The following is a 23333-nucleotide window of genomic DNA, read 5'->3' on the forward strand; positions in this document are numbered from 1 at the left end:
CCCATCGAATGCAAATTTCCTTGCATGTATCGTTCGAGCCGCAAGCGGGATTGCGTCGAGCGGCGTGCCCGCGACCCTACGGACCGATCCGCGTGAGGAGTGTGGGGCGCCGTGACCATGCATTCGGCGACCTTGGCCATCAACGAGACGATTCGGGCCCGCCGCGCCGCGGGCGAGAAGGTCCTGCACCTCGGCTTCGGCGAGGCCGGGCTGCCGGTGCCCGACGACATCGCGGCGGTGCTGTCGGCCGCCGCGGGCCGCAACGGGTACGGCCCCGTGGTGGGCGAGGAGGCGGCGCGCGCGGCCGCGGCCGGGTGGTTCACCCGCCGCGGCACGGCCACCGGGCCCGAGCAGGTGCTGTTCGCGCCCGGCAGCAAAGCCCTGCTCTTCGCGCTGCTCGCCGCGCTCCCCGGTGACGTGGTCCTGCCCTGCCCCGCCTGGGTCAGCTACGCGGCGCAGGCCGCACTGGCCGGCAAGCGGGTCATCGACGTACCGGTGCCGGACGCGGCGGGCGGAGTGCCGGACCCCGCGCTGCTGGAGGACGCGCTGGCCGCCGCGCGGGCGGACGGCGCGCGGCCCGGCGTACTGATCCTCACCGTGCCGGACAACCCGACCGGTACGGTCGCCCGCGAGGCGGACGTCCGCGCGGTGTGCGAGATCGCCGAACGGCACGGGCTCGTGGTCGTCTCGGACGAGATCTACGCGGAGGTCCTGCACCCGGCGGGCCCGGACGCGGACTCGGCGGGTCAGGACGCGGGCGGGTCGGCCGGGCCTCGGCGCGCTCCCAGCGCCGTCCGCCGGCTGCCCGAGCGGACGGTCGTCACCAGCGGCCTGAGCAAGTCCATGGCGCTGGGAGGCTGGCGGATCGGGTTCGCGCGGGTGCCGGCGGGCGCCTGGGGCGAGCGGCTGATGCGCGACCTGACCGGCGTGGCCAGCGAGATCTGGTCCAGCCTGGCCGCGCCCATGCAGGCCGCGGCCGCACACATCCTGGCGGACCCGCCGGAGGTACGGGCACACATCGACGCGGCCCGGCGGCTGCACGGCACCGTCGCGCGTGCCGTGCACGCCGAACTCACCGCCGCCGGGGCACACTGCCGGGCGCCCGAGGCGGGGTTCTACCTCTACCCGGACTTCGAGCCGATGCGGCCGGTGCTCGCCGCACAGGGCATCACCACCGGCGCGGGCCTCGCCGCAGCGCTCCTGGAGAGGCACGGCGTCGGGGTGCTGGCGGGCGAGGCCTTCGGGGACGCGCCCGAGAGGCTGCGGGCCCGGGTGGCGACGAGCCTGCTGTACGGCGAGACGGCCGACGAGCGCCGGTCGGCGCTGCGGTCGCCGGACCCGCCGGCCCTGCCGTGGATCGAAGCATCCCTCGCGCACCTCCGGGAAGCGCTCACCGCTCTCACCGCACCGGACCGCGGCCACTGACGCAGAACGGCGAGGGGCGGGGTCCGTACACAGGGGCCGGACGCGGGGCCTGCCCCCGCGCGGGCCAACCTGCTGGGCCGAGTGCAGCAAAACGGGTGTGCCGGACCCTGCCGGCGGAGATCCCACAGCAGCGGAGAGGCGACGGCCGGCTCCCGGACGGGCGCGCACGAAAAGGGGCGCGCCCGGTACGGGGCGAGGCCGGCGGCGTGAGCGCGGTCAGGGAAGGACGGCATGTCCGAAACACAGCAAGAGGCCGCGGCACCGGCCGACGACGAACCGCAGCCGCGGTGGACGCACACGGCGAAGGTTCTCGTCAGCAGCCTCTGGTTCCCGGCACTGTTCTTCTTCGGCTTCCTCTTCTGCTACCTGCTGGCCTTTCACAACCCCACCCCGCACGACATCAAAGTGGCCGTGCCGGCGCCGGCCGCCCGTCAGCTCCAGCAGACGCTCGACCGGGCCGTACCGGGCGGCTTCGAGGTGCACCCGGTACGCGGCGGTGACGCAGCCCTCCGGAGCGCGGTACTCGAACGCCGCACCGCCGGCGCGTACCTCCCGGACCCCGACCGTCCGGCCCTCTACACCGCCAAGGCCGGCGGCTTCGAGATCGAGGCCGTGCTCCAGCAGGTGTTCACGCCGATCGCCGAGCACGGCGGCGCCTCCCTCAAGCAGATCGAGCTCGCGCCCACCGCGCCCAAGGACGCCATGGGCACCAGCCTCTTCTACCTCTGCCTGGGCCTCACCATCCCGTCGTACATCATGGTGATGATGATGCTGCGGGCCACCGTCCTCAGCCGCTGGAAGAAGGTCGTCACCTTCGTCGCCTCCGGCGCCGTGATGGCCGTGGCCGCCTTCTACATCGCACTCGCGATGGACTGCATCGTGAACCGGCCGGTCTGCCTGCTGTACATGTTCATGCTGAGCCTCGGCGTCTCGCTGACCTGCTACGGACTGGTGCCGTTCGTCCGGCAGTTCTTCCCCGGGGTGGCCATCGTCGTCTTCGTGCTGCTCTCCATGCCGGCCAGCGGCGGCGCGATCCCGGTCGAGATGGTGCCGGCCTTCTTCCGCTGGCTGCATCCGTACATGCCGCTGGGCAATCTGGTCGACGCGCTGCGCAACGAGATGTACTTCGACGGCGTCGAGCTGTTCCGCCCCCTGCTGGCACTGAGCCTGTGGATCCTCGCGGGGACCGTGCTGATCTGCATCGGCTACTTCTGGGAGCGGCACCGGGTGCGCGTGGCACGCTCCGGCGGTGACGCGGAACTGACCCCGTCCGACCTGGAAGAGGCGGTGCAGGACCCGACATTCGAGATGCCCCACCCGATGCCGGTGCGCGCGGCCACGCACTACATCGGGGCGTCCGAGCCGATGCTGACCGGACGCATCCGGGACACCGGGGAGCAGCCCCTGCACGGTGTACTGATCACCGTGACCACCACCGACGGACGGCAGCTGACGCGCACCCGCACCGACGAGCACGGCGCGTACAGCATCACCGGGCTGCCGGAGGGCTTCGTCAACATCGTCGCCGGCGGGCCGCGCCGTATCCCGTCCATCAAGCGGGTGTACGTCAGGGACGGCACCGTCGCCCACCAGGACTTCGTGCTGCGGCCGCGGCCGCCGGAGCAGCCGCCGGGATCCGCGGGGGCCTCCGCCACACCCTGAGCGGGAGCAAAAAGGGCGGGATGAGGGCAGGAAGGGCGCGGGCGAGGTGAGCGACGTAATGGAAGGGTAAATACTTCCCTTCGTACGATGCTCCTCGGAATACCCGTGCGTGCACACGAGTTCGTTCTCCACGTACGACACCCGCTCACCGGTGGGCCCGTCAGCGGGCCCACCGGCGGTGTGCGTTCGCCACCGCCCGCCCGCTCCCGTCCCCGGAGGTCCCAGGCAATGTCCCAGACGATGGCTCAACGACGCACAGGCGGAGTCGTCCTCGTCCTCGCCTTCGCCGGCATCGCGGTCGCCGTGATGCAAACGCTGCTCGTACCGGTCATCAAGGACCTGCCCACCCTCCTGGACACCGCACCGTCGAACGCCACCTGGGTCATGACGTCCACGCTGCTCGCCGGCGCCGTCGCGACCCCGATCATGGGCCGGCTCGGTGACCTGTACGGCAAGCGGCGCATGCTGGTCAGCAGCCTCGCGGTCATGGTCGTGGGATCGCTGGTCTGCGGCTTCACCAGCGACCTCCTCGTGATGATCGTCGGCCGCGCGCTCCAGGGCTTCGCCATGGGCGCCATCCCGCTCGGCATCGGCCTCATGCGCGACGAACTCCCCCGTGAGCGGCTCGGTTCGGCCCTGGCCCTGATGAGCTCCTCCATAGGCGTCGGCGGCGGGCTCGCACTGCCGGCCGCCGCCCTGATCGCCCAGCACGCGGACTGGCACGCCCTGTTCTTCGCCGCCGCCGGCCTGGGCGTCCTGGCGATCCTGCTGACGCTGGTGGTCGTGCCGGAGAGCGGTGTCCGGGCCGAGGGCCGCTTCGATGTCGCCGGCGCCCTCGGACTCTCCCTCGGTCTCGTCCTGTTCCTGCTGCCGATCACCAAGGGCAGCGACTGGGGCTGGAGTTCCGGTACGACGCTCGGCCTCTTCGCCGCCGCGCTGGTCGTCCTCCTCCTGTGGGGCCTGATGGAGCTGCGCATGAAGGCCCCGCTCGTCGATCTGCGCACCACCGCGCGCCGCGAGGTGCTGCTCACCAACCTCGCCTCGATCATGGTCGGAGTCGCCTTCTACGCGATCTCCCTCGTCCTGCCGCAGCTCCTCCAGCTGCCGACCGCCACCGGCTACGGCCTGGGCCAGTCCATGGTGGTCGCGGGCCTGTGCGTGGCACCGCTGGGCCTCACGATGATGTTCACCGCACCCGTCTACGCCCGGCTGTCGGCGCGGTACGGCCCGAAGCTCACCCTCATGCTCGGCATGCTGATCATCGCGATCGGTTACGGCGCCGGGCTCGGCCTGATGAGCGCCGCCTGGCAGACCATCGTCATCTCGGTCATCGTCGGCGCCGGCATCGGCCTCGCGTACTCCTCCCTCCCGGCTCTGATCAACGGTGCCGTCGACCCGTTCGAGACGGGCGCGGCCAACGGCCTCAACACCCTGATGCGTTCGATCGGTACGTCCGTGTCGAGCGCCGTCATCGGCATGGTCCTCGCCAACACCGCGCACCACGTGGGAGGCGCGGCGGTCCCCACCATGCACGGCTTCCGCGTCTCGTTCCTCATCGCCACCGCGGCGGTCGCCCTCGGCCTGCTGCTCGCGGTCTTCCTGCCGCGCAGCCGGCAGATCTCCGCACCGCAGATGCTGGCCAGCAGCGAGGACGAGATCAGCCGGCCGCAGCAGCCCGGCGCGGCGATCCCGGCGCCCCGCACGGCCCCGGCGGCTCAGCCCGTTTCGGCGGCCCAGCCGGTACCGGCGCCCCGGGCGCCCGCCGCCGGATTCCGCGGCCGCGTCCTGGACCCGGCCGGCCTCCCCGTCGCCCGCGCCCGAGTGGCACTGATCGACCGGCACGGGCGCCGGGCCGGTACCGCCCTCACCGGCCACGACGGCCGCTACTCGGTCGCCGTCCCGGACAGCGGCGCGTACGTACTGGCCGCCATGGTCGCCGGCCACTCCCCGCAGGCCTCGGCGGCCGTGCACCACGGCGAGGACCGCCCGGTCGACATCGACCTGGTCGTCTCGTCCGCGGCGGAACGCGGGACGGCGGTACAGAGGTAGCAGCCGGGATGTGACTCACCCCGGTCGCCGGGCGTCTGCACAGCGGGCGCCCGGCGCCCGGTTACTCCCCGCGCCACGCGGTTACTCCCCGCGCCGCCCGTTACTCCCCCGCGCCACCCGTTACTCCCCCCGCGCCGCCGGGCACGGGCTCGGCCGCTCCGCGAGGGCACGCCTTGATCAGGCGCAGGCCCGCGCTCTGCAAGGGCGCCAGGTCCGGCGTACGGCCCTCGGCCAGCGCCACGCGTACCTGGCCCGCCGCCTCGCGGACCGCGGCAGCGGCCTGCTGCACCTCAGCGCCGGCCGACCGCTGCGTCAGCTCACCGGCCGCCTTGTCCAGGGCATCGACCGCCGCGTCCGCCTCCTGGTCGAGGGCGGACTCCAGTACGGCGTGTTCCAGGTCGCCAATGGCGTCGGACACCGCGAGTGCGAACTTCGCACACCCCACGGCCCGGTCCTGGCCCTCCGTCGGCTGACACCCCACGAGCAGGGCTGCCGCCAGCACCACCGCCGCGGCGCTCGCCATCCGCTGCATGTCGTCACGTCCCTCCGGTGAACCGTCCCCCGCATCGGGAAAGGCAAGCCGGCACGCGCCGGGCACGGCCGCATCCTACGAACGGCGACCGCGCACCGGGAGGGCATTTTCCGCGCATCCGATCAGCGCCGCGCAGAGGGCACATCTCCAGCCAATACCCGGCGGCACGTTGCGGTTGCGACTACTCCTGCCACCTCTGCGCGCCGTTGGGGCGTTGGCCTTCGAGGTCCGGCGCGGCCGGCTCGGCCAACCAGTGACGGCCATCGGTCGTCCAGCCGAGGAACCGGCGTGCCCGGCCCCCGTCCGCCATACCGTCGGCGCCGAACTGCCCACCACCGAGGACCGGCCGCAGCCCGGCGAGCACAGGTGCGAGCCGCGCGGCGACATGGGCAGGATGCCGGGCCACCTCCCCGTCCATCCCGCCGACGATCCGCCGCTGCTCATCAGGTGCGCACAGCGACAAGTGAAAGACCATCTGCCGCCACGCGTACGCCGCATCCTTGACGGTGGCCGGCGGACGCGGCTGCCCCGGTATCCGGGCCGTCAGCCGGCACACGGCGGTGAAGCAGCGGACCGCCAGGTCCCGCGGACCGGCTACGGGAGCGATGCCCACACGGTGCACCAATGTGGCCAGATTGTGCGTGGTCAGAATCTGCGCCTGCTCGATGACGGCACCACTGCTCTATCCCCCACCGACCAGGCAGAAGGGATGCCCGGCAGGATCCGTGAGCACCCGCCACCGCCCCTCACACGGCTGAAGCTCCGGCTTCCCGGCCCCCAGCCCGACCAGCCGCTCCTCGGACTCATCCAAGTCATCCACCGCAAAACACAAATGAAGCTGCTGCGGAACGATCTGGTCCGGCCAGGTCGGCGCCCGATACTCACCCACCCGCTGAAACCCGAGAACAATCCCGCCCCCGCCCTCGTCCCCACCGCGGAGCGCCGCAAATTCCCCAGTCGACTCCGGATGCGGCGCAAGCCCGGTCGCCTGCTGATAGAACGCCGCCAGCGCCAACGGGTCGGGACAGTCGAGCGTGATCGCGGTAAGCCTCATCTGCGGCGGCATGACATGGCACCTCCGGGCCGGCGAACGGACATTCCAGCCCGGCCCGCGCGGCACTCGACGGAGTGCGGCACGGGCCGGGCGGTGTGAACGATCAGGCCCAGTATGCGCGATCAGGCGCGTTGGTACTGCTGGGCGTTGTGCGATCAGGCGCGGTGGTACTGCTGGGCAATGTGCGGCGTGGCACCCAGCTCGCGGGCGGCCTGCTGAGCGAAGTACGGCGTACGCAGCAGCTCGCGCCCGAGCAGCACCGCATCCGCCTCGCCGTCCGCGACGATCTTCTCCGCCTGCTGCGCCTCGGTGATCAGCCCCACGGCCCCCACCGGCAGCCCGGTCTCCTCCTTGACGCGCGTGGCGAACGGCACCTGGTAGTTCGGCACGGCCTCGATCTTCGCGTCCGGCGCGTTGCCACCGGTGGAGGTGTCCAGCAGATCCACCCCATGCGCCTTCAGCTCACCAGCGAACCGCACGGTCTCATCCGCGGTCCACCCGGTACGCCCGTCCTCCGCGTTCTCGCTCAGCCAGTCGGTCGCCGAGATACGGAAGAACAGCGGCAGGTCCTCGGGCCACACCGCCCGCACCGCGTCCACGACCTCCAGCGCGAAGCGCACGCGGTTCTCGTACGACCCGCCGTACTCATCGGTGCGCCGGTTCGTGAAGGGCGACAGGAACTCATTGATCAGGTACCCGTGCGCACCGTGAATCTCAGCGACCTGGAACCCGGCCTCCAGCGCCCGCCGCGCGGTCGCCGCGAACTGCTCCACGATCTCCTTGATCTCCGCCACGGACAGCTCCGCCGGCTCCGTCGACTTCCCGTCGAACGCCACCGCACTCGGCGCGACCGGCTGCCACCCATGCCCCTCACCAGGAGCAATCGGCGCACCCCGATCCACCCACGTCCGCTCGGTGCTGGCCTTGCGCCCGGCATGAGCTATCTGAATACCGGCGACGGCACCCTGCGCCTTGACGAAGTCGGTGATGCGACGGAACGCCGCGACCTGGGTGTCGTTCCACAGCCCCAGGTCATACGGGCTGATCCGCCCCTCCGGACTGACCGCGGTCGCCTCGGCAATGATCAGCCCCGTACCGCCCACGGCCCGCGCAGCCAGATGCTGAAAGTGCCAGTCATTGGGCGCCCCCTGCTCGGGCCCGTCCGGCGCCGCCGAGTACTGGCACATCGGAGCCATCCACAGACGGTTGGGAATGGTCAGCGACCGAAGGGTGATCGGCTCGAACAGTGCGCTCACAACGGGCTCCCTGTACGTGAACGAGGGCGGAGTCGGCCCCGGACAGAGCAAGCCCGAAGCCTTGGTACGACAGACATCGTAGTACGGCAATCATCGAACTAACCAGACCGCCCGACGAACGGATGCCGAACTACGACACTTCTCGTACAACACGATCACGCCAGAGAGCATTCCTGACCACAGGCCGCGTGGCTTGCATCACGCGACCGGCTCCAGCAACGGGGTCCACGCGTCCGCTCACCTTCTCCGCACGATTGCGGCAACACCGAAGCCCCCGACGCCATCAAGCGCATCCCGAGCCACGGCGGCGAAGTGGCCGATGCGTTCCGAGAGCCGGCCCACTTCGACGGCGTGCCGTTCCAGGAAGCGGGCGTTCCCATCGGGACTGTCCGCCGGGGAGTCGCGCAATGCGAGGAGGGTCGTGTGCATGGACCGGAGCGTCGTGTAGACACTGCGAGCGGCCTGCGCCAATGCCAATTGGTCGTGAGCTTCCTGCAGCCGGCGGTCGATCTCTTCCGTATCCCGTTCCCCGACGAACGCACGTCCAGCGATCTTCAAAGCGTTCCGCACTCGCCGGCAGGCACCAGAAAGGCGCCGTACGCATCACGACGCACTTGTCTGCGCCACTGAGCGTGTTCAGCCATGGACTGCGCCCGCACCTGCTGACGCGAAAACCAACCAGTGATGGCCGACGCAACAACCGTGGCGCGTGAGGGCGAGAGGCGCGCCAACGCCCCAGTGCGCCCATTACGCCCTACAGCCGCCCTACTGCCCCGGCGCACTTCACTCCCCGAAAGGGAGCCGTCCCTTCCCCTGCCACGCCTGCCACCACCCATGTCAACATTCCGCTGCCCACCGCGACCATCGCCCTGCGCCGTGCGACGCAACAGGCGCAGGACGCGATCACCGTTCGATGATGCTCGTCGGCAGTGCAATCAGCCCCGGTGGCTGGGCGGTTCAGCTCGGCGTCGAGCTCACTGTGGTGGACGTACGGGCGTCGTGGGGTTCGGGGGTTGGCGGGGTGGGGCGGGCGCCGGTGTGGGTGGCGCCTATGCCGGCGGTCACTACGAAGGCGACGCCGACTGCGGGTGCCAGGTCGGGTATTTGGCCGAGTACCAGCAGGCCGGCGAGGAGTGCGATGGCCGGTTCCAGGCTCATCAGGGTGCCGAAGGCGGAGGTCGTGAGGCGGCGCAGGGCGAGGAACTCGAGGGCGAAGGGCAGTACGGCGCCCAGCGCGGCCAGCCCCAGCATGGCTCCGAGCAGCTTCCAGGTGGCGTGTTCCAGGTCGGAGGGGGCTGCGACGAGGAGGCCGATGAGGCCGGCGACGGGCATGGAGACGGCCAGTCCGTTGAGACCGGTCACGGAGTCGCCCACGCGTTGGGTCAGCAGGATGTAGGCCGCCCAGCAGGCCGCGGCGGCCAGTGCGAAGCCCGCGCCGGCCGCGTCGATGCCGCCACGCCAGGGTTCGGTCAGTGCGACGACACCGATGGCGGCCATGGCTGTCCAGCGTTTACGGCCGCGGCCCGGGCCGTAGAGGGATACGGCCAGCGGGCCGAGGAATTCCAGCGCGCTGGCCGTGCCGAGCGGCAGCCGGGTCACGGCGAGCATGAAGAACACCATCATGCCCGCGCTGACCGCGCCCAGCATGGTGCACGCCACCAGGTCGCGGCCGGCGAAGTCGCGCAGGCGGGGCCGTATCAGGGCCAGCAGGAGCAGACCGGCCCACGCCAGCCGCAGCCCTGTCGCGCCCAGGGCTCCGAGCTGATCGACCAGCGGAACCGACAGCGCCAGGCCGAGCTGGATGGTGGACATGGAGGCAACGGCCATCAGGGCCCCGGTCGCGGACGTGGGCAGGCGCGGACCTGTGCGGTGTTTCAGCAAGCTCATGGATCCGAGTAGACGGTGTTCGGACCGTTCGCGTCCACGTGCCGATCATCAACAGTCCGTTCGCAGATCGTGGACAATGGTGGAATGGAGACGCGCCGACTGCGGATGCTGGTGGAGCTGTCCCGCCTGGGGTCCATGCGTGCGGTGGCCGACACACTGGCCACGACCACCTCGACGGTCTCGCAGCAGATCGCCGCCCTGGCGGACGAAGTGGGCACCGCGTTGACCGAACCGCACGGGCGCATGGTCCGGCTGACGCCCGCGGGCCGCCGGCTGGCCGAGCACGCGGTGACGATCCTCTCCGCCGTCGAGACGGCGCGCCACGACCTCGCCCCGGGAGGCGAGCCCAACGGCACCCTGCGCGTGGCAGGCTTCGCCACCGCCATCCGCGCCCACCTGCTGCCCATCGTCACCGCCCTGACCACGAGCCACCCCCGCCTCCGTGTCCTGGTCCGCGAACACGAACCCGCCGAGGCACTGCAGCTCCTGGCCGAGGACGCCACCGATCTGGCCCTGACCTACGACTACAACCTGGCGCCCGCGGCCGAGGACCCCGTGGTGAACACCACTGCCCTGTGGGCCGCCCGCTGGGGCCTGGGTGTCCCCGCGCAGGCCGGCATCCGGGAGGGGACCTCGCTGGAGGTCTTCGCCCAGCTCGCCGGGCAGGACTGGATCGTCAACTCGCGCAACACCGCGGACGAGACCGTCATCCGCACGCTTGCCTCCATGGCGGGCTTCACCCCGCACATCACCCACCAGGCCGACAGCCTCGACCTCGTACAGGGCATGATCACGGCTGGGCTCGGCGTGGGCCTGCTCCCGCTGGGGACCGTCACGTTCCCGGCTGTACGGTTCCTCCCGCTCACCGCCCCCGACGTAGAACAGCGCGCGTACGCCGTCGCCCGCCACGGTCGCCTGGACTGGCCGCCGCTCGCCCTGGTCACCGACCTCCTCGTCAAGCGGTCGGGGCAGTCCGGGTAGTCCGGGCCATCCGGGCGGCCCGGGCGATCCGAGCGGTCCACGACCGGGCAACACCCCGGCCGGCCCCCGTCGGCCCGGACATCGAAGAGCCCCGTCAGATGCCGTGATCAGCGGGATTAGCCTGTGCCCGGCACACCGAACACACCGGACGGAAGGAATCGTGATGGCGACCACGGCACGGGCCACGGTGCAGCAGGACGATGCACGCGTACGCGTCACCCGCTGGGATTTCGAGCCCGGCACCAGCACAGGTCCGCACGTGCACGAGCACGACTACGTCGTGGTGCCGCTCACCGACGGCACGACCAGGATCCTCACAGCCGGTGGAGCAGCCTCATCAGAACTGAGGGCGGGCGTGTCCTACACACGTCCCGCAGGCGCCGAGCACGAGGTCGTCAACGCGGGCGACTCCTTCCTGGCCTTCGTCGAGATCGAGCTCAAGGAGCCCGCGGCACACGCGTCAGCACCTGCCGCACCCTGAAACGGACGCCCTCCGGCGGCAGGAGCCGCTGTCGCCGGGAGTCGGGCTCCCCGGTTGCCTTGGCCCGGTTGCCTTGGCAGGCCCTCGCGAGCGGGCCGACAATGGCGGCAACGCAGCAGCCACCACATGCCGGTCGACCAGGAGGCAGCTATGCGTCAGACCCATCTCACCGCGGAGTCCGCTGACTACACCGGCGCCCGCGAGAAGCTGCGCGAAGCCGAGATCGACCTGATGCGCCATCGCGAGCAGGTCGCTGAGATGCGGCGTCGGCTGCCACCGGGCCCCGTCGTCGAGGACTACGTGTTCGAGGAAGGCCCTGCGGACCTGAGCGCCGGTGACACGCCGGTGCAGTCCGTGCGGCTGAGTGAGCTGTTCACCGGGCCCGATCGCGAGCTGGTGGTCTACCAGCTCATGTACGGCAAGCGACAGACGGAGCCCTGCCCCATGTGCACGATGTGGCTCGACGGGTTCAACGGAATCGCCCACCACATCGCGCAGAACGTGGACCTCGTGGTCGTCGCCGCGGCCGAGCTGCCCGCCCTGCGCGCGCACGCCCGCGACCGGGGGTGGACGAACCTGCGTCTGCTCAGCGCCGGAGCGAGCACCTTCAAGTACGACCTCGGCAGCGAGGACGCCGAGGGCAACCAGGACTCGACCGTGTCGGTGTTCACCCGCGACAGCGACGGGTCCGTACGCCACTTCTACTCGGCCCACCCGAGGATGTCCGACGACATCGACGAGCGCGGCATCGACCTGCTCGCCCCGGTGTGGCACCTCCTCGACCTCACCCGCCGAGGCCGCGGCGACTGGAACGCCGCGCTCAGCTATTAGCAGGCAGTAGGCAGTTTCCAGAAGGCCTTGGAAGGCCACGTAGAGCGCACCCGCAGGGCGCCCCGGACGGAGATCACACTCCGGCCCGTGGGCGCCCTTCGCCATGCTCGCAACAACCAGGCGCACACCGGGCACCCCCTTGTCACCGTATGATGACATCACTTGATGACATGACCGGGCGGCCGGTTCGACAGGAGGAAACCGCTGTGCGCGACGCAGGTACGACCCCCTCGTGGAAGGAGCGGGCGCTGGTGCCGGTGCTGCTCTCGGTGGGGATGCTGGTGGCGGTCGTCAGCAGTCTGGGGGCGCCGCTGATCCCGACGATCGCGCGGGTCGACCATGTGTCCCTGGACGTGGCCCAGTGGTCGCTGACGGTGACCATGCTGGTGGGCGCGGTGGTGACGCCGCTGATGGGGCGGCTGGGGGACGGACCGCAGCGTCGGCGGGTCATCCTCGGCGGGCTGGCGCTCACGCTCGCGGGGAGTCTGCTGGCGGCCCTGCCGACCGGTTTCACCGGGCTGGTCGTGGGGCGCGCGTTCCAAGGCATCGGCATCGCGCTCACCCCGCTGGCCATGGCCACCGCGCGGGACGCCCTGCCGCCCGAGCGCGCCCGGCACACCGTGGCCACCCTTTCTCTCACCGCCGCCGCCGGCGTGGGCCTGGGCTACCCGCTCACCGGCATACTCGCCCAGTACCTGGGGCTGCACGCGGGCTTCTGGTTCGCGACGGTGGCCGCTGCGCTGGCGCTGGCCGCCCTCGCCGTCGTGCTTCCCCCCTCGCCGCAGCGGCCCAAGCATCCGCTGGACGTCCTCGGCGCTGTGCTGCTGGCCGCGGGGCTGGCCGGGCTGCTCTACGCGACCACGGTGGGCGGCCGTTGGGGCTGGGCGTCGGGGCGGCTGCTCGGTCTGGTCGCGGTCTCGGTGCTGCTGCTGGTCTGGTGGATGGTGCACGAGCTGCGCACCGAGCACCCGCTGGTGGACATGCGGCTGGTCCGCGACCGGTCGGTGCTCGCCTCCGACCTCACGGCGCTGCTCTCCGGGGTGGGGATGTACGTGATGCTGTCGCTGGTGCCCCAGTACGTCCAGACGCCGGAGTCGGCCGGTTACGGGTTCGGCGCCTCGGTCGTGGTCGCCGGGCTGATCCTGACGCCCTTCTCGGTGGCCAGCATGGTGTCGGGCCGGCTCGTCCGGCTGGTCTCCCGCACCGTCCCGCCGGGCCGGCTGCTGCCCCTGGGCTGCCTGATCTGCCTGTGCGGCACCGCGCTGTTCACGGGCGTACGGGGCGGGCTCTGGGAGGCGTTCGTCGCCATGGGGCTCATCGGTCTGGGCGCCGGTGTCACCATGTCCGTGATGCCCGCGCTGATCGTGGGTGCGGTGCCGGCGCACGAGACGAGCAGCGCGATGAGCTTCAACCAGGTGGTGAAGTACATCGGGTACTCCGGGGGCAGCGCGTTCAGCGCGGCCGTCCTCGCCGCCCACCCGGGGGCGCAGGGGCTGCCCGCCGAACACGGGTACCGGGTCGCCGGGCTCGCCGGCTGCGCGGTCTGGGTGCTCACCGCCCTCACCGGGTACCTGCTGGTGCGCAAGCAGCGCCCCGCCGCGCCGTCCCGGAAGGTGTCGGAGTCCCATGAGCCGGCGCCGGGCGACGCGGCACGTAGGGTGATCGCGACGGGGCGCGGCTCCGGAGGCACGGCGGACACGGAGGCACAGCGGTGAGCGGGACGCAGGAAGCACGCCGCAGGGACTCGGCACGCAGTCGCGAGTCGCTGCTGCGCGCGGCGGGCGAGCTCTTCGCCGAGCGCGGTTTCGACCGCACCACGACCCGCGACATCGGCCGGCACGCGGGCGTGGACCCCGCCCTCATCGCCCGCTACTTCGGGGGCAAGACGCAGCTGTACCTGGCCACGGTCGAGGCCGAGCACGGCGACGCGGATCCGAGCGACCTGCTCGACCCGGAACGGCTGCTGTACATCCTGAAGCGGGCCGACCACCGGGGGCTCGTCCCCGTCCTCCAGGTCGCCGTCCAGCACCTGGCCGAGCCGGCGGCCGAGGGGGCCGCGCGCGCCGCGCTCCACGAGCGGCTGGTGGAGCCCCTGCACCGGCGCTTCGCGGCGGAGGGGCTGGAGCGGCCCCGGCTGCGGGCCGAGATGATCGTCGCGGCGATCATCGGGGTCGCGCTGGGCCGGGGCTCCGGGGCGTTCGACGAGCTCGGCGAGGTGGCACCGGGCGACCTGGGCGCCCTGCTGCTCGACACCCTGGCCGCCGGGGCCTGACGCACGGGCTCAGGCCAGCTCGAACCCGTGGTAGTGCGCCACCGCCACGCCGTCACCGATCTGCCGGTACGTTCCGACGCCGCCGATGAACGGCATGAACACCCGTTGTTTTCCAGGGATGTTGGCGCCCATGTACCACGAGGCGGCCTGCGGCATCAGCGTGAGGTCCGCGAGGTCGTTGGTGGTGTTCACCCAGTTGTCCTCGGCCTCGGGCACCGCCTCCATGCGGTGCAGCCCGCGCTCGCGGAGGTACTCCAGCGCGCGGGTGATCCAGTCGACGTGGTACTCGATCGAGGTCATCATGTTGGACAGCACCGACGGGCTCTGCGGGCCGGTGACCATGAAGAGGTTCGGGAAGCCGGCCGACATCAGTCCCAGGTACGTACGCGGTCCGTGTGCCCACTTCTCGCGCAGGGTGCGGCCCTCGCCGCGTATCTCCATGGCGTTCAGCGCGCCGGTCATCGCGTCGAAGCCGGTGGCGAGGACGATCACGTCGCAGTCGTACGCGCGCTCGTGGTCCGCTCCGCCGGTGACGATCCCGCGTGCGGTGATGCGGCGGACCGGCTGTTCGTTGAGGTCGACGAGCGACACATGGTCCTGGTTGTAGACCTCGAAGTAGCCGGTGTCGACGCACATCCGCTTGCTGGCGATCGGATACGTACGCGGCGACAGCTTCTCGGCCAGCTCCGGGTCCCGGACCTTCGCGCGGATCCGGCCGCGCACGTACTCGGCGGCGACCTCGTTGGCCTGGGCGTCCCTGAGGACGTCCTTGAAGGCGCTGGAGAAGCACAGGCCGCCGTCGGCCCACCGTGTGTCGAGCTCGCGCCGGATCTCCTCGGCGCCGGTCTCCGTCAGGGTGCGTGTGCTCTCCGGGCACCGGAAGCCGGTGCGCGACATCCGGCTGTACTCCCGGATCTCGGGGTAGTGCTTCCGGGCCTCGGCCAGCCGCTCCTCGTTGGGCCCGTTGTGGGCCGGCACGGCGAAGCTCGGCGTGCGCTGGAAGACGGTGAGTTCCGCGACGACGGGCGCGATGGCGGTGATCGTCTGGAGTCCGGACGAACCGGTGCCGATGACGGCGACCCGCTTCCCCGCCAGGTCGACGCCGTCGTGCGGCCAGCCGGACGTCCAGTACACCTCGCCCGCGAAGTCCTCCAGTCCTTCGAAGACGGGCCGGGAGGGGACCGAGAGGCACCCGGTCGCCGCGATCACGTACCGCGCGGTCCGGGACGTCCCGTCGTCGGTCGTCACCGTCCACCGGTGCGTGTCCTCGTCCCAGTCCAGTCGCTCGACCCGGGTGCCGAAGGTGATGTCCTCGCGCAGGCCGTAGCGGTCCGCGACGTGCCGTGCGTAGGACAGCAGCTCCGGCTGGGCGGCGTAGCGCTCGCTCCAGTCCCACTCCTGCTGGAGCGCCGGGTCGAAGGAGTAGGAGTACTCGACGGACTCGATGTCGCAGCGCGCACCCGGGTAGCGGTTCCAGTACCAGGTGCCGCCGACGTCGTCGCCCGCCTCGATGATCCGTGCTGCGTAACCGAGTTGGCGCAGCCTGTGCAGTTGGTAGAGGCCCGCGAAACCGGCACCGATGATGATGACGTCGAGATCGGGGGCCGAGCCCCGCGGGGCACCGGACATGCGGTCAGACATGGCTGCTCACGCTCCCCCGGGCGAACGAGGCGACGAAGCGGTTGATGTGGTCGGCGACGACGTTCATGCCGGTTTCCTGGCCGGGGAGGATGCCGGCCATCTGGAAGTACGCGTGCATCTGGCCCTCGGCCTCGGCGAGCGTGACCGGCACCCCTGCCTCCTCCAACGCCCGTGCGTATGCGACGCCTTCGTCGTGCAGGGGGTCGTACTGGGCGACGTACACCAGCGCCGGCGGCAGTCCCGCGTGGCTCGTGGCGCGCAGCGGGGACGCGTCCGGGTGGGTGCGGGCCGCCTCGTCCGCGAGGTAGTGCCCCCAGAACCACCGCATGGTGTCCCGGCTGAGCAGCAACTGGTTCTCGGGCGCCAGGTAGGACGCGGTGTCCGGGTCGCAGTCGGTCACGGGATAGATCAGGACCTGGTGGTCGATCCTCGGCCCCGCCTTGTCGCGCGCCCACAGCGTCATCACCGCGCTGATGTTCCCGCCCGCGCTGTCCCCCGCGACGATCAGCGGAGCGCCCTCGGGCGCCAGCTCGGCGGCGTGTGCGGCCACCCATTGCAGAGCGGTCCAGCTGTCCTCGACGGCGGTCGGGAAGGGGTGCTCGGGGGCCTTGCGGTAGTTGACGAGCACCACGGTCGACTGTGTGGCGTTCGCCAGCCTGCGGCCCACGTGGTCGTACTGCAGGTCGATGTCGCCGAGGACCCAGCCACCGCCGTGGTAGTAGACGATGACCGCCCGCGGCACGCCTTCGGGCCGGAGGACGCGGACCCGGAACCGGCCTCCCTTGCCGTCGAGCCGGAGGTTCCGTACGGCGCCGACCTCCGGGCCGCGCCCGCTCAGCCCGGCCAGGACCGGCCCGCTCATCCGGGCGATCGCCGGTGTCGACTCATGGATCGCCGGGCCGTCGGCCTCGGCGAGTTGGGCCAGAAACGCCTGGGATACGGGTTCCAGCGGCATGACACCAGCTCCTCTCATCGGCGCGCCTTCGCGTCGTCCGCGCGGTCACGAGCGCCGACGCACCACCGTAAGGTCGTTCTCCGCGCAACGGCAGAGCACCTCCGGCCTCACTCCCCCTCACGAGCGGTCCCGTCAGCCGCCGTTCTGCTCGGGCAGCGGCCTCCGCAGCAGGTGGGCGCCGGTGCAGGCGGCCAGTACGGCGACGCAGGCCGTGAAGGTCAGGCCCGCGCCGCGGAGTCCGAGGGCGACGGTGAGGGCGCCGACGCCGACGACCGGGAGGGAGATTCCGGTGTAGGCGACGACGAAGAAGGTGGAGATGGTGCCGCCGCGGTGTTCGGCGGGCGCGGCGGCCGCGACGGACGTCAGGGCCGCGCGGAAGGCCAGCCCCTGGCCGAGGCCGCCGCACAGGGCGCCGGCGACGAGCAGCGGCAGCAGTTCGGCGACGAGCGAGCCCGCCACCATCGCGAGCCCCGCCACGAGGACGAAACAGCCGCACGGGAGCGCCCGGCGCGCCCCCAGCTTCCCCGTCAGCGACTGCCCCGCCGTCGAGCCCAGGAAGACCGAGGAGACCACCGCGCCCGACACCGCGAGGTTCGCCACGCCCAGCGTCTGGGCCTCGAAGGCCGGGGCCACGGCGGTGAAGAGGCCCAGCAGCGAGAATCCGGCGAAGGCGGCGAACGCCGAGGGCGCGAACACACTGCGGGCCTCGGCCGGTACGACCAGGCCCTGCGGTGCGAGCCGTGGCCACCGCTGGGGGTGGTCGACCGTCTCGGGCAGCAGCAGTACCAGGACGCACGCGGGCACGAGCAGCGCGAGGTGGGCGAGGAAGGGCAGGCTGAGCGGCCACGGCGCGTACTGGGCGAGGATCCCCGCCAGCAGCGGGCCGCAGCCGAGACCGCCCATGTTCGCGGCCGCGGCGGCGAACCCGGCACGCGACTTCCTTTCCTGCGGGGCCAGTTCGAGCACCGCGGCGGTGGCGGCGCCGCTGAACAGCCCGGCGGAGAAGCCGGAGAGCAGCCGGCCGGCGAAGAGCAGCGGCAGACCGCCCTCGCTCAGGAAGCACACGGCGCTGAGCGCGGAGAAGGCCAGCGCCGCGAACAGGACGGGGCGGCGGCCGACCCGGTCGGAGTAGTTCCCCGCGAGCAGCAGTACGGCGATGACGCCGAGCGCGTAGACGGCGAACACCACCGTCACGATCAGCTCCGAGAAGCCGAGTTCCTGGCGGTACAGCCCGTAGAGCGGGGTGGGCAGCGTGGTGCCCGCCATGCCCACGGCGAACACGGCCGCCGCTGCCGGATAGCCGGGGCGTCGGCCCGCACCTTGACGAACGATCATGTCCCCACGGTACGAGCCGGTCGCGCTCCGGTGCCTCAGCTCGCGTCCGCCGTGGCGGCCACCGCGTCCGTGACCAGCCGGTCCAGGCCGGGGAGGGCGTGGGAACGGCGCTGCAGGGCCCGCGCGCGGGCACGGCAGACGCGGTCCTCCAGTACGGAACGTACGGCCGTGGCCAGGGATTCGCGTGTGAGGTCCTGGACGTCGATACGGCGGCCCACACCGATCTCCTGGAGCCGGGCGGCGTTGTGGGACTGCTCGGCGAAGAGCGGGACGGCCACCATGGGGACGCCGGCGGCCAGCGCCTCGCGGGTCCCGTTGAAGCCGGCGTGCGTGATGAACGCGTCGCTCGACCGCAGGAGCAGCTCCTGCTGGACGAACGAGGTCAGGTGGACGTTGTCGGCGCGGGCGCCGGTCCACTCCGCCGGGTCGTTGCCGGCGCCGAGCGCGACGACGCCGGTGACCGGCAGTTCGCCGAGCGCCCCGATGATGGTGTCGAGGAGGCGCGCGGCGCCGTCGCCGGGGAAGTGGGTCGCGTTGGAGCCCAGCGTGGCGAGGACGAGCGGGCGGTCGGCGGGCAGCCCGGCGATCTCCGGGTCGAGGATCTCCTCGGCGGCGGGCGCGGGCACCCGGTAGTAGTGGGCGCTGGGCAGCCGCTGTGCCTCGGGGTAGAAGTCCTCCGGCACGACGCCTGCCCGGAAGGTGCGGAAGACGTGCCAGGGGTCGGCGACCGGGTCCATGCCCAGCTCGGCGCGCTGCTTGTTGATCTCCTCGGTGACGGCCGGGTGGCCGTACGGCGCCATGGGGGCGATGTCCAGTACGCCGTGCGGGATGCCGAGCCGTTCACCGGCCAGATAGCCGCCGAACTCGGTGGACTCGTGCAGGATCAGGTCGGGGCGCCAGTCGCGGCACACCTCGACGAGATCGCGGGCGCAGGGGCCGGCCAGCCGGCCCACGAAGGCGCGCGCGAAGAACTCCGGCTCCAGCTCGATGGTGACCGAGCCGAACCGGCGCATGTCGGCCGGCGGCCGCAGGTCGCCCCGTTGCAGCTCCTCGCCGAGCCCCACCACGTTCGGCAGCCGCAGCGCGGTCAGCCCGCGCCGCTCGATGTGGTCCGCGACGGCCGCCCCGGTGGCGACGGCCACCTCGTGACCCGCCCGCCGGGCGCTCTCGGCCGCCGGCAGCACCAGCGGCGCGAGGTGCGAATAGCTGGCCTGGGCGGTGAAAAGGATGCGCAAGATGGTTCGCTCCCTCGGACGCCGCGCAGCCGTCATCCAGGTCGTACGCGGCTGGGACTGGGGAAAATCAACAACTGTTGAGCAGCCTAACCGTCCGGATTCCGGAGCCTTTGAGCGGGGCGCACCGTACCGCGCAGTGACGAATGCGTCACTGAATTCCCATGAACCGTTCCCCGCTCCGCCCGATGCGGGCATCTTGGGCCCATGCCGCAGAATCTGCCCAGGATGCGTCACTTATCCATGCCGTCGCGCACTCCGTCCGGTGCGCGGGAGACGGCACCCCGGGGCGGCCGGTCCAGGGCCGCCACACCTGACTGCCCGTCACCGCCTGCCGCCGGGACCGGCACCGCCCGGCTGGTCGGCGTCGACCTCGCCCGCGGCCTCGCGGTACTGGGCATGTTCGCGGCCCATGTGGGCCCCGACCCGTCGGACGGCGGCCCGGTGGGCTTTTTCATGGAGGTCGCGCGGGGCCGCTCCTCCGCCCTCTTCGCGCTGCTCGCCGGCTTCTCGATCGTCCTCATCACCGGCCGCCCCGAACCCCGCACCGGGCGCGCGGGCCGGCAGGCCATGACCCGGGTCTCCATCCGCGCGGTCATCCTGCTGGTCCTGGGAACGGCGCTCACCGCACTGGACACCTCCATCGACGTGATCCTCGCCTACTACGCGGTGGCGTTCGTCGTGGCACTCCCCCTGTACCGGCTCGGCGCGGGCGCCCTCGCGACGATCGCCGCCGCCACGGCGCTGGTGTTCCCCCAGGACCTGTTCCTGCTCAAGGTCTGGATCGCCGGGAGCAGCTGGGGCGATGTGGTCGACGCCCACGATCCGCTGCGCGCGGTCAACGGCTACGACGGCGTCATGGACCTGCTGTTCACCGGCTCGTATCCGGTGCTGACCTGGATTCCGTTCCTGATCGCCGGCATGGCGGTGGCCCGGCTCGACCTCACCCGGACCGCGGTGCGGATCCGGCTCGCGTACACGGGTGCCGCGCTGGCGGCGCTCGGTTACGGCGGCTCCTGGCTGGCCATGCGCCTGATCCCGAACGTCTCCGCCGCCGTCGCGGCGGGCTCGGACGGCGACTCCCCGTCCTCGGCCTGGTGGTCCGACACCGTCGGCGAGCCCACCGTCCTCTTCCGGGAGTGGCTGCTGGTGGCCGCGCCGCACAGCCAGACCACCCCGTCGATCATGGGCAACACCGGCGTCGCCCTCCTCGTGGTGGCCGGCTGTTTCCTCGCCCTGGACCGGCTGCCCGGCTTCCGGCGGGTGGCCGCGCCGGTCATCGCGGTCGGCGCGATGTCCCTGACGGCGTACGTGCTGCACATCGTGGCCATCCGGACGCTGGGCACGGAGGACTGGTCCGACGCCAGTGAGCCGCTGACGCTGCTGGGCTTCGCCGTCGGCGCGATGGTGTTCGCTCTCGTGTGGCGGCGGCTGTTCCGGCGCGGGCCGCTGGAGTACCTGCTGTACCGGGCCACCCAGCCGGCGCGTCACGTCCGATGAGTCCTGCCGCCGGGCGGCCGGTCGGGTCAGTGACCGTCGCGGCCGGCGGCCAGGAACCCGCGCAGCGCGGCCTCCTCCTCGGCGCTGAGGCCGGTGACGAACTGCTCCAGCGCGGCGATCGGATCCGGCCCCTTGTCCAGGGCCTGGTGCATCATCTCCGCGGTCAGTTCGGCGGCGTTCTTGGCCGGCCGGTAGGCGCCGCGCCGGCCTCCGGCGTCCCGTACGACCAAGTCCTTGTCGTGCAGCCGCTTCAGGATGGTGTGGATGGTGTTGTACGCGAGGTCGCCGCCGATCCCGGCCTGCACCTCCGCCGGCGTCAGCGGCTCCTCGGTCGCCCACAGGGCGGCCAGTACCTCGCTCTCCAGCGTCCCGGCGCTGCGGCGTTCCCCTCTGCCACGAGGGTTTCTCCCTGTCATGCGTGCACCCTACAGCTCGTAGGGCGCACCCGCGCCGCCCGACCGGCCCGCCTTTCCCTTGGCCGCGAGCAGCTCGGCCAGCAGCTCCTCCCACCGGCCGCGGATGCGGTCGGGGGCGTAGCGGCGGGCCGCCTCCGCGGCGCGCCCGCCGAGCTTCCTGCGCAGGTCGCGGTCCTCGACGAGGCGGGTGAGCGCGGCGGTCATCCCCTCGATGTCGCCGAGGGGTACGAGCAGGCCGTCCTCGCCGTCGGTGATGATCTCGCGGGGGCCGTGCGGGCAGTCGAAGCTCACCGGCGGGATGCCGTGGCTCATCGCCTCGGCCAGCACCATGCCGAACCCCTCGCGTCGTGAGGCGAGGGCGAAGACCGAGGCCTTGGCGAGCTCCTGGTCGAACTCCTGCGTGGCGCCCATCAGGTAGACGTGGTTGTAGAGATGCCGGTCGTGGATGAGCTTCCGCAGGCGGTCGTGTTCGGGTCCCGCCCCGAAGATGCGCAGCTGCCATTCGGGGTGCGCCCGGGCGACCGGCTCGAAGGCCTTGATGAGCTTGGCGAAGCCCTTGCCCTTGACCAGCCGGCCGGCGGCGACGACGAGCGGCCGGTCGAGCGCGGAGAGCGGCGGGACGCCCTCTTCGGAGAGCGGGTTGGGGACGCAGACGACGCGGACGCCGCCGTCGCCGAGCCGCTGCCGGTAGGCGTCCTCGTCGGCCGCGGTCAGCACGGTCACCGCGTCCAGCCGCGGGTACCAGCGGTCGATCTCGCGGGCGAGTTCCGGCTTGTGGTGGGAGTAGTGCAGGTGTTCCTGGCCGACGCGGACGACCGACGCGGGCGCGAAGCGGGCGGAAAGGAGGTTCAGGGCGGGCCGGGTGGTGATCAGCACGCCGTCGCGCAGGGAGCGCAGGTAGCGCACGACGCGCTGGTCGGTCAGGCGGTTGAACCGGTCGTAGCGGACCTCGGCCTCCGGGACGAGCCGGCTGGGGCGGCGCCGCCGCCGGTACGCGAGCGGACGGGTCCAGCGGGACGGCGGGTCGGTGCCGTCGACCAGCGGGGTCAGCCGGACGCCGGGGTGCAGCGGGAAGCGGGGTTCGGCGCGGTGCCGGTGGACGCTCACGACCTCGACGTCGTGGCCGGCGGCGGCGAGCGCGTTGGCCTGGTTGACGACGGTGCGCACGGTCCCGCCCACCGCGTAGGCGTTGAGCAGCAGGAAGCGGATTTTCATCGGGCGACCTCCCCGTCGCAGACGATCGAGAGGTTGTCCTGAATGGTGTAGTACGGCTCGAACCGCCGGCCGTCGGAGGTCTGGGCGGGGTAAGTGAAGATCTTCTTCTTGCCGTGCACGTCGTCCAGATGACGCCCCAGCCGGAGTTCCTCCTCCTGCCCGTCGGGGACGAGGTAGAGGTCCCAGACCCGTTCGCCCTCCGGCGTGGCGGCGGCGAGCCCGTCCAGCGGGACGGACACCTCGAACCGCGTTTCCCGGCCCTCGGCTGACAGTCGCAGTGCCGCGTCGGGTGCGCCGCGCACCCGGGCGATCAGCGCGCCGGCTCCGGTGGCCGCGCCCACGACTCGGCCGATGATCCGGACCCGGCCGTCACGCGGCCAGACCTCGGCCACTTCGGCGTGTGCGGGCCCGGTGCGGTCCGGCGGGTCGTGCATGACGCGCTCCTCCTGCAGCTGATCCGACAACCTGTAGGGTCACGGTCAGTAACCCTACAGGATGTAGGACCACGGGGCCGGTGATCACCGCACGGACCGCCCGGGTACCCCGTACGGCTCCTCCGACGCCTGCGGGCCACGACATCCGGGGCCGGCGGGGCGCCCTGAACCTCTC

Annotated in this window: 22 protein-coding genes; 9 read left to right on the forward strand and 13 right to left on the reverse strand. The window is 71.9% G+C overall.

Features of this window, described 5'->3' with window-relative positions:
• Window positions 1–111 precede the first annotated feature (111 nt).
• The 3 genes from ABZ840_RS21560 (at window position 112) to ABZ840_RS21570 (ending at window position 5136) form a co-directional block, all read left to right on the forward strand.
• On the forward strand, window positions 112–1425 hold the full coding sequence (locus ABZ840_RS21560; protein ID WP_361561680.1) for an aminotransferase class I/II-fold pyridoxal phosphate-dependent enzyme: 1314 nt from the start codon (window positions 112–114) through the stop codon (window positions 1423–1425).
• 231 nt (window positions 1426–1656) lie between these two features.
• Entirely contained in the window at window positions 1657–3087 is a 1431-nt protein-coding gene (locus tag ABZ840_RS21565) for a carboxypeptidase regulatory-like domain-containing protein (protein ID WP_361561681.1), read from the forward strand.
• 228 nt (window positions 3088–3315) lie between these two features.
• Window positions 3316–5136: an MFS transporter gene (locus ABZ840_RS21570; RefSeq protein WP_361561682.1), complete on the forward strand. Its 1821-nt coding sequence runs from the start codon at window positions 3316–3318 to the stop codon at window positions 5134–5136.
• A gap of 100 nt (window positions 5137–5236) precedes the next feature.
• On the opposite strand, the gene ABZ840_RS21575 is transcribed toward ABZ840_RS21570, so the two are convergent.
• The 6 genes from ABZ840_RS21575 to ABZ840_RS21600 form a co-directional block, all read right to left on the reverse strand.
• Window positions 5237–5668: a hypothetical protein gene (locus ABZ840_RS21575; RefSeq protein ID WP_361561683.1), complete on the reverse strand. Its 432-nt coding sequence runs from the start codon at window positions 5666–5668 to the stop codon at window positions 5237–5239.
• A 181-nt stretch (window positions 5669–5849) separates the two neighbouring features.
• Entirely contained in the window at window positions 5850–6281 is a 432-nt protein-coding gene (locus tag ABZ840_RS21580; RefSeq protein ID WP_361561684.1) for a hypothetical protein, read from the reverse strand.
• A gap of 69 nt (window positions 6282–6350) precedes the next feature.
• Complete coding sequence (locus ABZ840_RS21585) at window positions 6351–6734, reverse strand: VOC family protein (RefSeq protein ID WP_361561685.1); 384 nt, start codon at window positions 6732–6734, stop codon at window positions 6351–6353.
• A 143-nt stretch (window positions 6735–6877) separates the two neighbouring features.
• Window positions 6878–7978, reverse strand: coding sequence for an NADH:flavin oxidoreductase/NADH oxidase (locus ABZ840_RS21590; protein ID WP_361561686.1), 1101 nt, complete (start codon window positions 7976–7978; stop codon window positions 6878–6880).
• Window positions 7979–8215: 237 nt separating this feature from the next.
• Complete coding sequence (locus ABZ840_RS21595) at window positions 8216–8536, reverse strand: hypothetical protein (RefSeq protein ID WP_361561687.1); 321 nt, start codon at window positions 8534–8536, stop codon at window positions 8216–8218.
• 399 nt (window positions 8537–8935) lie between these two features.
• On the reverse strand, window positions 8936–9865 hold the full coding sequence (locus ABZ840_RS21600; protein ID WP_361561688.1) for an EamA family transporter: 930 nt from the start codon (window positions 9863–9865) through the stop codon (window positions 8936–8938).
• 84 nt (window positions 9866–9949) lie between these two features.
• Here ABZ840_RS21600 and ABZ840_RS21605 point away from each other — a divergent pair, with 84 nt between their 5' ends.
• The 5 genes from ABZ840_RS21605 to ABZ840_RS21625 all read left to right on the forward strand — a co-directional run bounded on the left by ABZ840_RS21605 (window position 9950) and on the right by ABZ840_RS21625 (window position 14430).
• Window positions 9950–10846: a LysR family transcriptional regulator gene (locus ABZ840_RS21605; RefSeq protein ID WP_361561689.1), complete on the forward strand. Its 897-nt coding sequence runs from the start codon at window positions 9950–9952 to the stop codon at window positions 10844–10846.
• 163 nt (window positions 10847–11009) lie between these two features.
• Complete coding sequence (locus ABZ840_RS21610) at window positions 11010–11327, forward strand: cupin domain-containing protein (RefSeq protein WP_361561690.1); 318 nt, start codon at window positions 11010–11012, stop codon at window positions 11325–11327.
• 150 nt (window positions 11328–11477) lie between these two features.
• Window positions 11478–12158, forward strand: a complete 681-nt coding sequence (locus ABZ840_RS21615) for a DUF899 family protein (RefSeq protein WP_361561691.1) — start codon at window positions 11478–11480, stop codon at window positions 12156–12158.
• A gap of 206 nt (window positions 12159–12364) precedes the next feature.
• On the forward strand, window positions 12365–13873 hold the full coding sequence (locus ABZ840_RS21620; RefSeq protein WP_361561692.1) for an MFS transporter: 1509 nt from the start codon (window positions 12365–12367) through the stop codon (window positions 13871–13873).
• Window positions 13870–14430 (forward strand): helix-turn-helix domain-containing protein, encoded by a 561-nt coding sequence (locus ABZ840_RS21625; RefSeq protein ID WP_361561693.1) that lies wholly within the window; start codon window positions 13870–13872, stop codon window positions 14428–14430. The genes ABZ840_RS21620 and ABZ840_RS21625 overlap by 4 nt, the downstream gene beginning before the upstream one ends.
• Window positions 14431–14439: 9 nt before the next feature.
• Here the strand turns inward: ABZ840_RS21625 and ABZ840_RS21630 are convergent, their stop codons facing one another.
• The 4 genes from ABZ840_RS21630 to ABZ840_RS21645 all read right to left on the reverse strand — a co-directional run bounded on the left by ABZ840_RS21630 (window position 14440) and on the right by ABZ840_RS21645 (window position 19596).
• Window positions 14440–16071 (reverse strand): NAD(P)/FAD-dependent oxidoreductase, encoded by a 1632-nt coding sequence (locus tag ABZ840_RS21630; RefSeq protein WP_361561694.1) that lies wholly within the window; start codon window positions 16069–16071, stop codon window positions 14440–14442.
• Window positions 16064–17026 (reverse strand): alpha/beta hydrolase, encoded by a 963-nt coding sequence (locus ABZ840_RS21635; protein WP_361561695.1) that lies wholly within the window; start codon window positions 17024–17026, stop codon window positions 16064–16066. The genes ABZ840_RS21630 and ABZ840_RS21635 overlap by 8 nt, the downstream gene beginning before the upstream one ends.
• A 132-nt stretch (window positions 17027–17158) precedes the next feature.
• Window positions 17159–18361, reverse strand: a complete 1203-nt coding sequence (locus tag ABZ840_RS21640; RefSeq protein ID WP_361561696.1) for an MFS transporter — start codon at window positions 18359–18361, stop codon at window positions 17159–17161.
• A gap of 35 nt (window positions 18362–18396) precedes the next feature.
• Window positions 18397–19596, reverse strand: coding sequence for a glycosyltransferase (locus ABZ840_RS21645; RefSeq protein ID WP_361561697.1), 1200 nt, complete (start codon window positions 19594–19596; stop codon window positions 18397–18399).
• A 240-nt stretch (window positions 19597–19836) separates the two neighbouring features.
• Between ABZ840_RS21645 and ABZ840_RS21650 the strand changes: the two genes are divergently transcribed.
• Window positions 19837–21093, forward strand: coding sequence for a DUF418 domain-containing protein (locus tag ABZ840_RS21650; RefSeq protein ID WP_361561698.1), 1257 nt, complete (start codon window positions 19837–19839; stop codon window positions 21091–21093).
• Between the two features lie 26 nt (window positions 21094–21119).
• Here ABZ840_RS21650 and ABZ840_RS21655 read toward each other — a convergent pair whose 3' ends face one another.
• From ABZ840_RS21655 to ABZ840_RS21665, 3 genes are read right to left on the reverse strand one after another with little or no spacing between them, the layout of a single operon-like run.
• Window positions 21120–21509 (reverse strand): BlaI/MecI/CopY family transcriptional regulator, encoded by a 390-nt coding sequence (locus tag ABZ840_RS21655; RefSeq protein WP_361561699.1) that lies wholly within the window; start codon window positions 21507–21509, stop codon window positions 21120–21122.
• A 9-nt stretch (window positions 21510–21518) separates the two neighbouring features.
• A complete protein-coding gene (locus tag ABZ840_RS21660) occupies window positions 21519–22724 on the reverse strand; it encodes a glycosyltransferase family 4 protein (protein WP_361561700.1) in 1206 nt (401 codons plus the stop codon).
• Complete coding sequence (locus ABZ840_RS21665) at window positions 22721–23158, reverse strand: hypothetical protein (protein ID WP_361561701.1); 438 nt, start codon at window positions 23156–23158, stop codon at window positions 22721–22723. Before ABZ840_RS21665 ends, ABZ840_RS21660 begins: the two co-directional genes overlap by 4 nt.
• Window positions 23159–23333: the final 175 nt, after the last annotated feature.

The organism is Streptomyces sp. NPDC047117 (genome assembly GCF_040643545.1).
GTDB lineage: Bacteria > Actinomycetota > Actinomycetes > Streptomycetales > Streptomycetaceae > Streptomyces.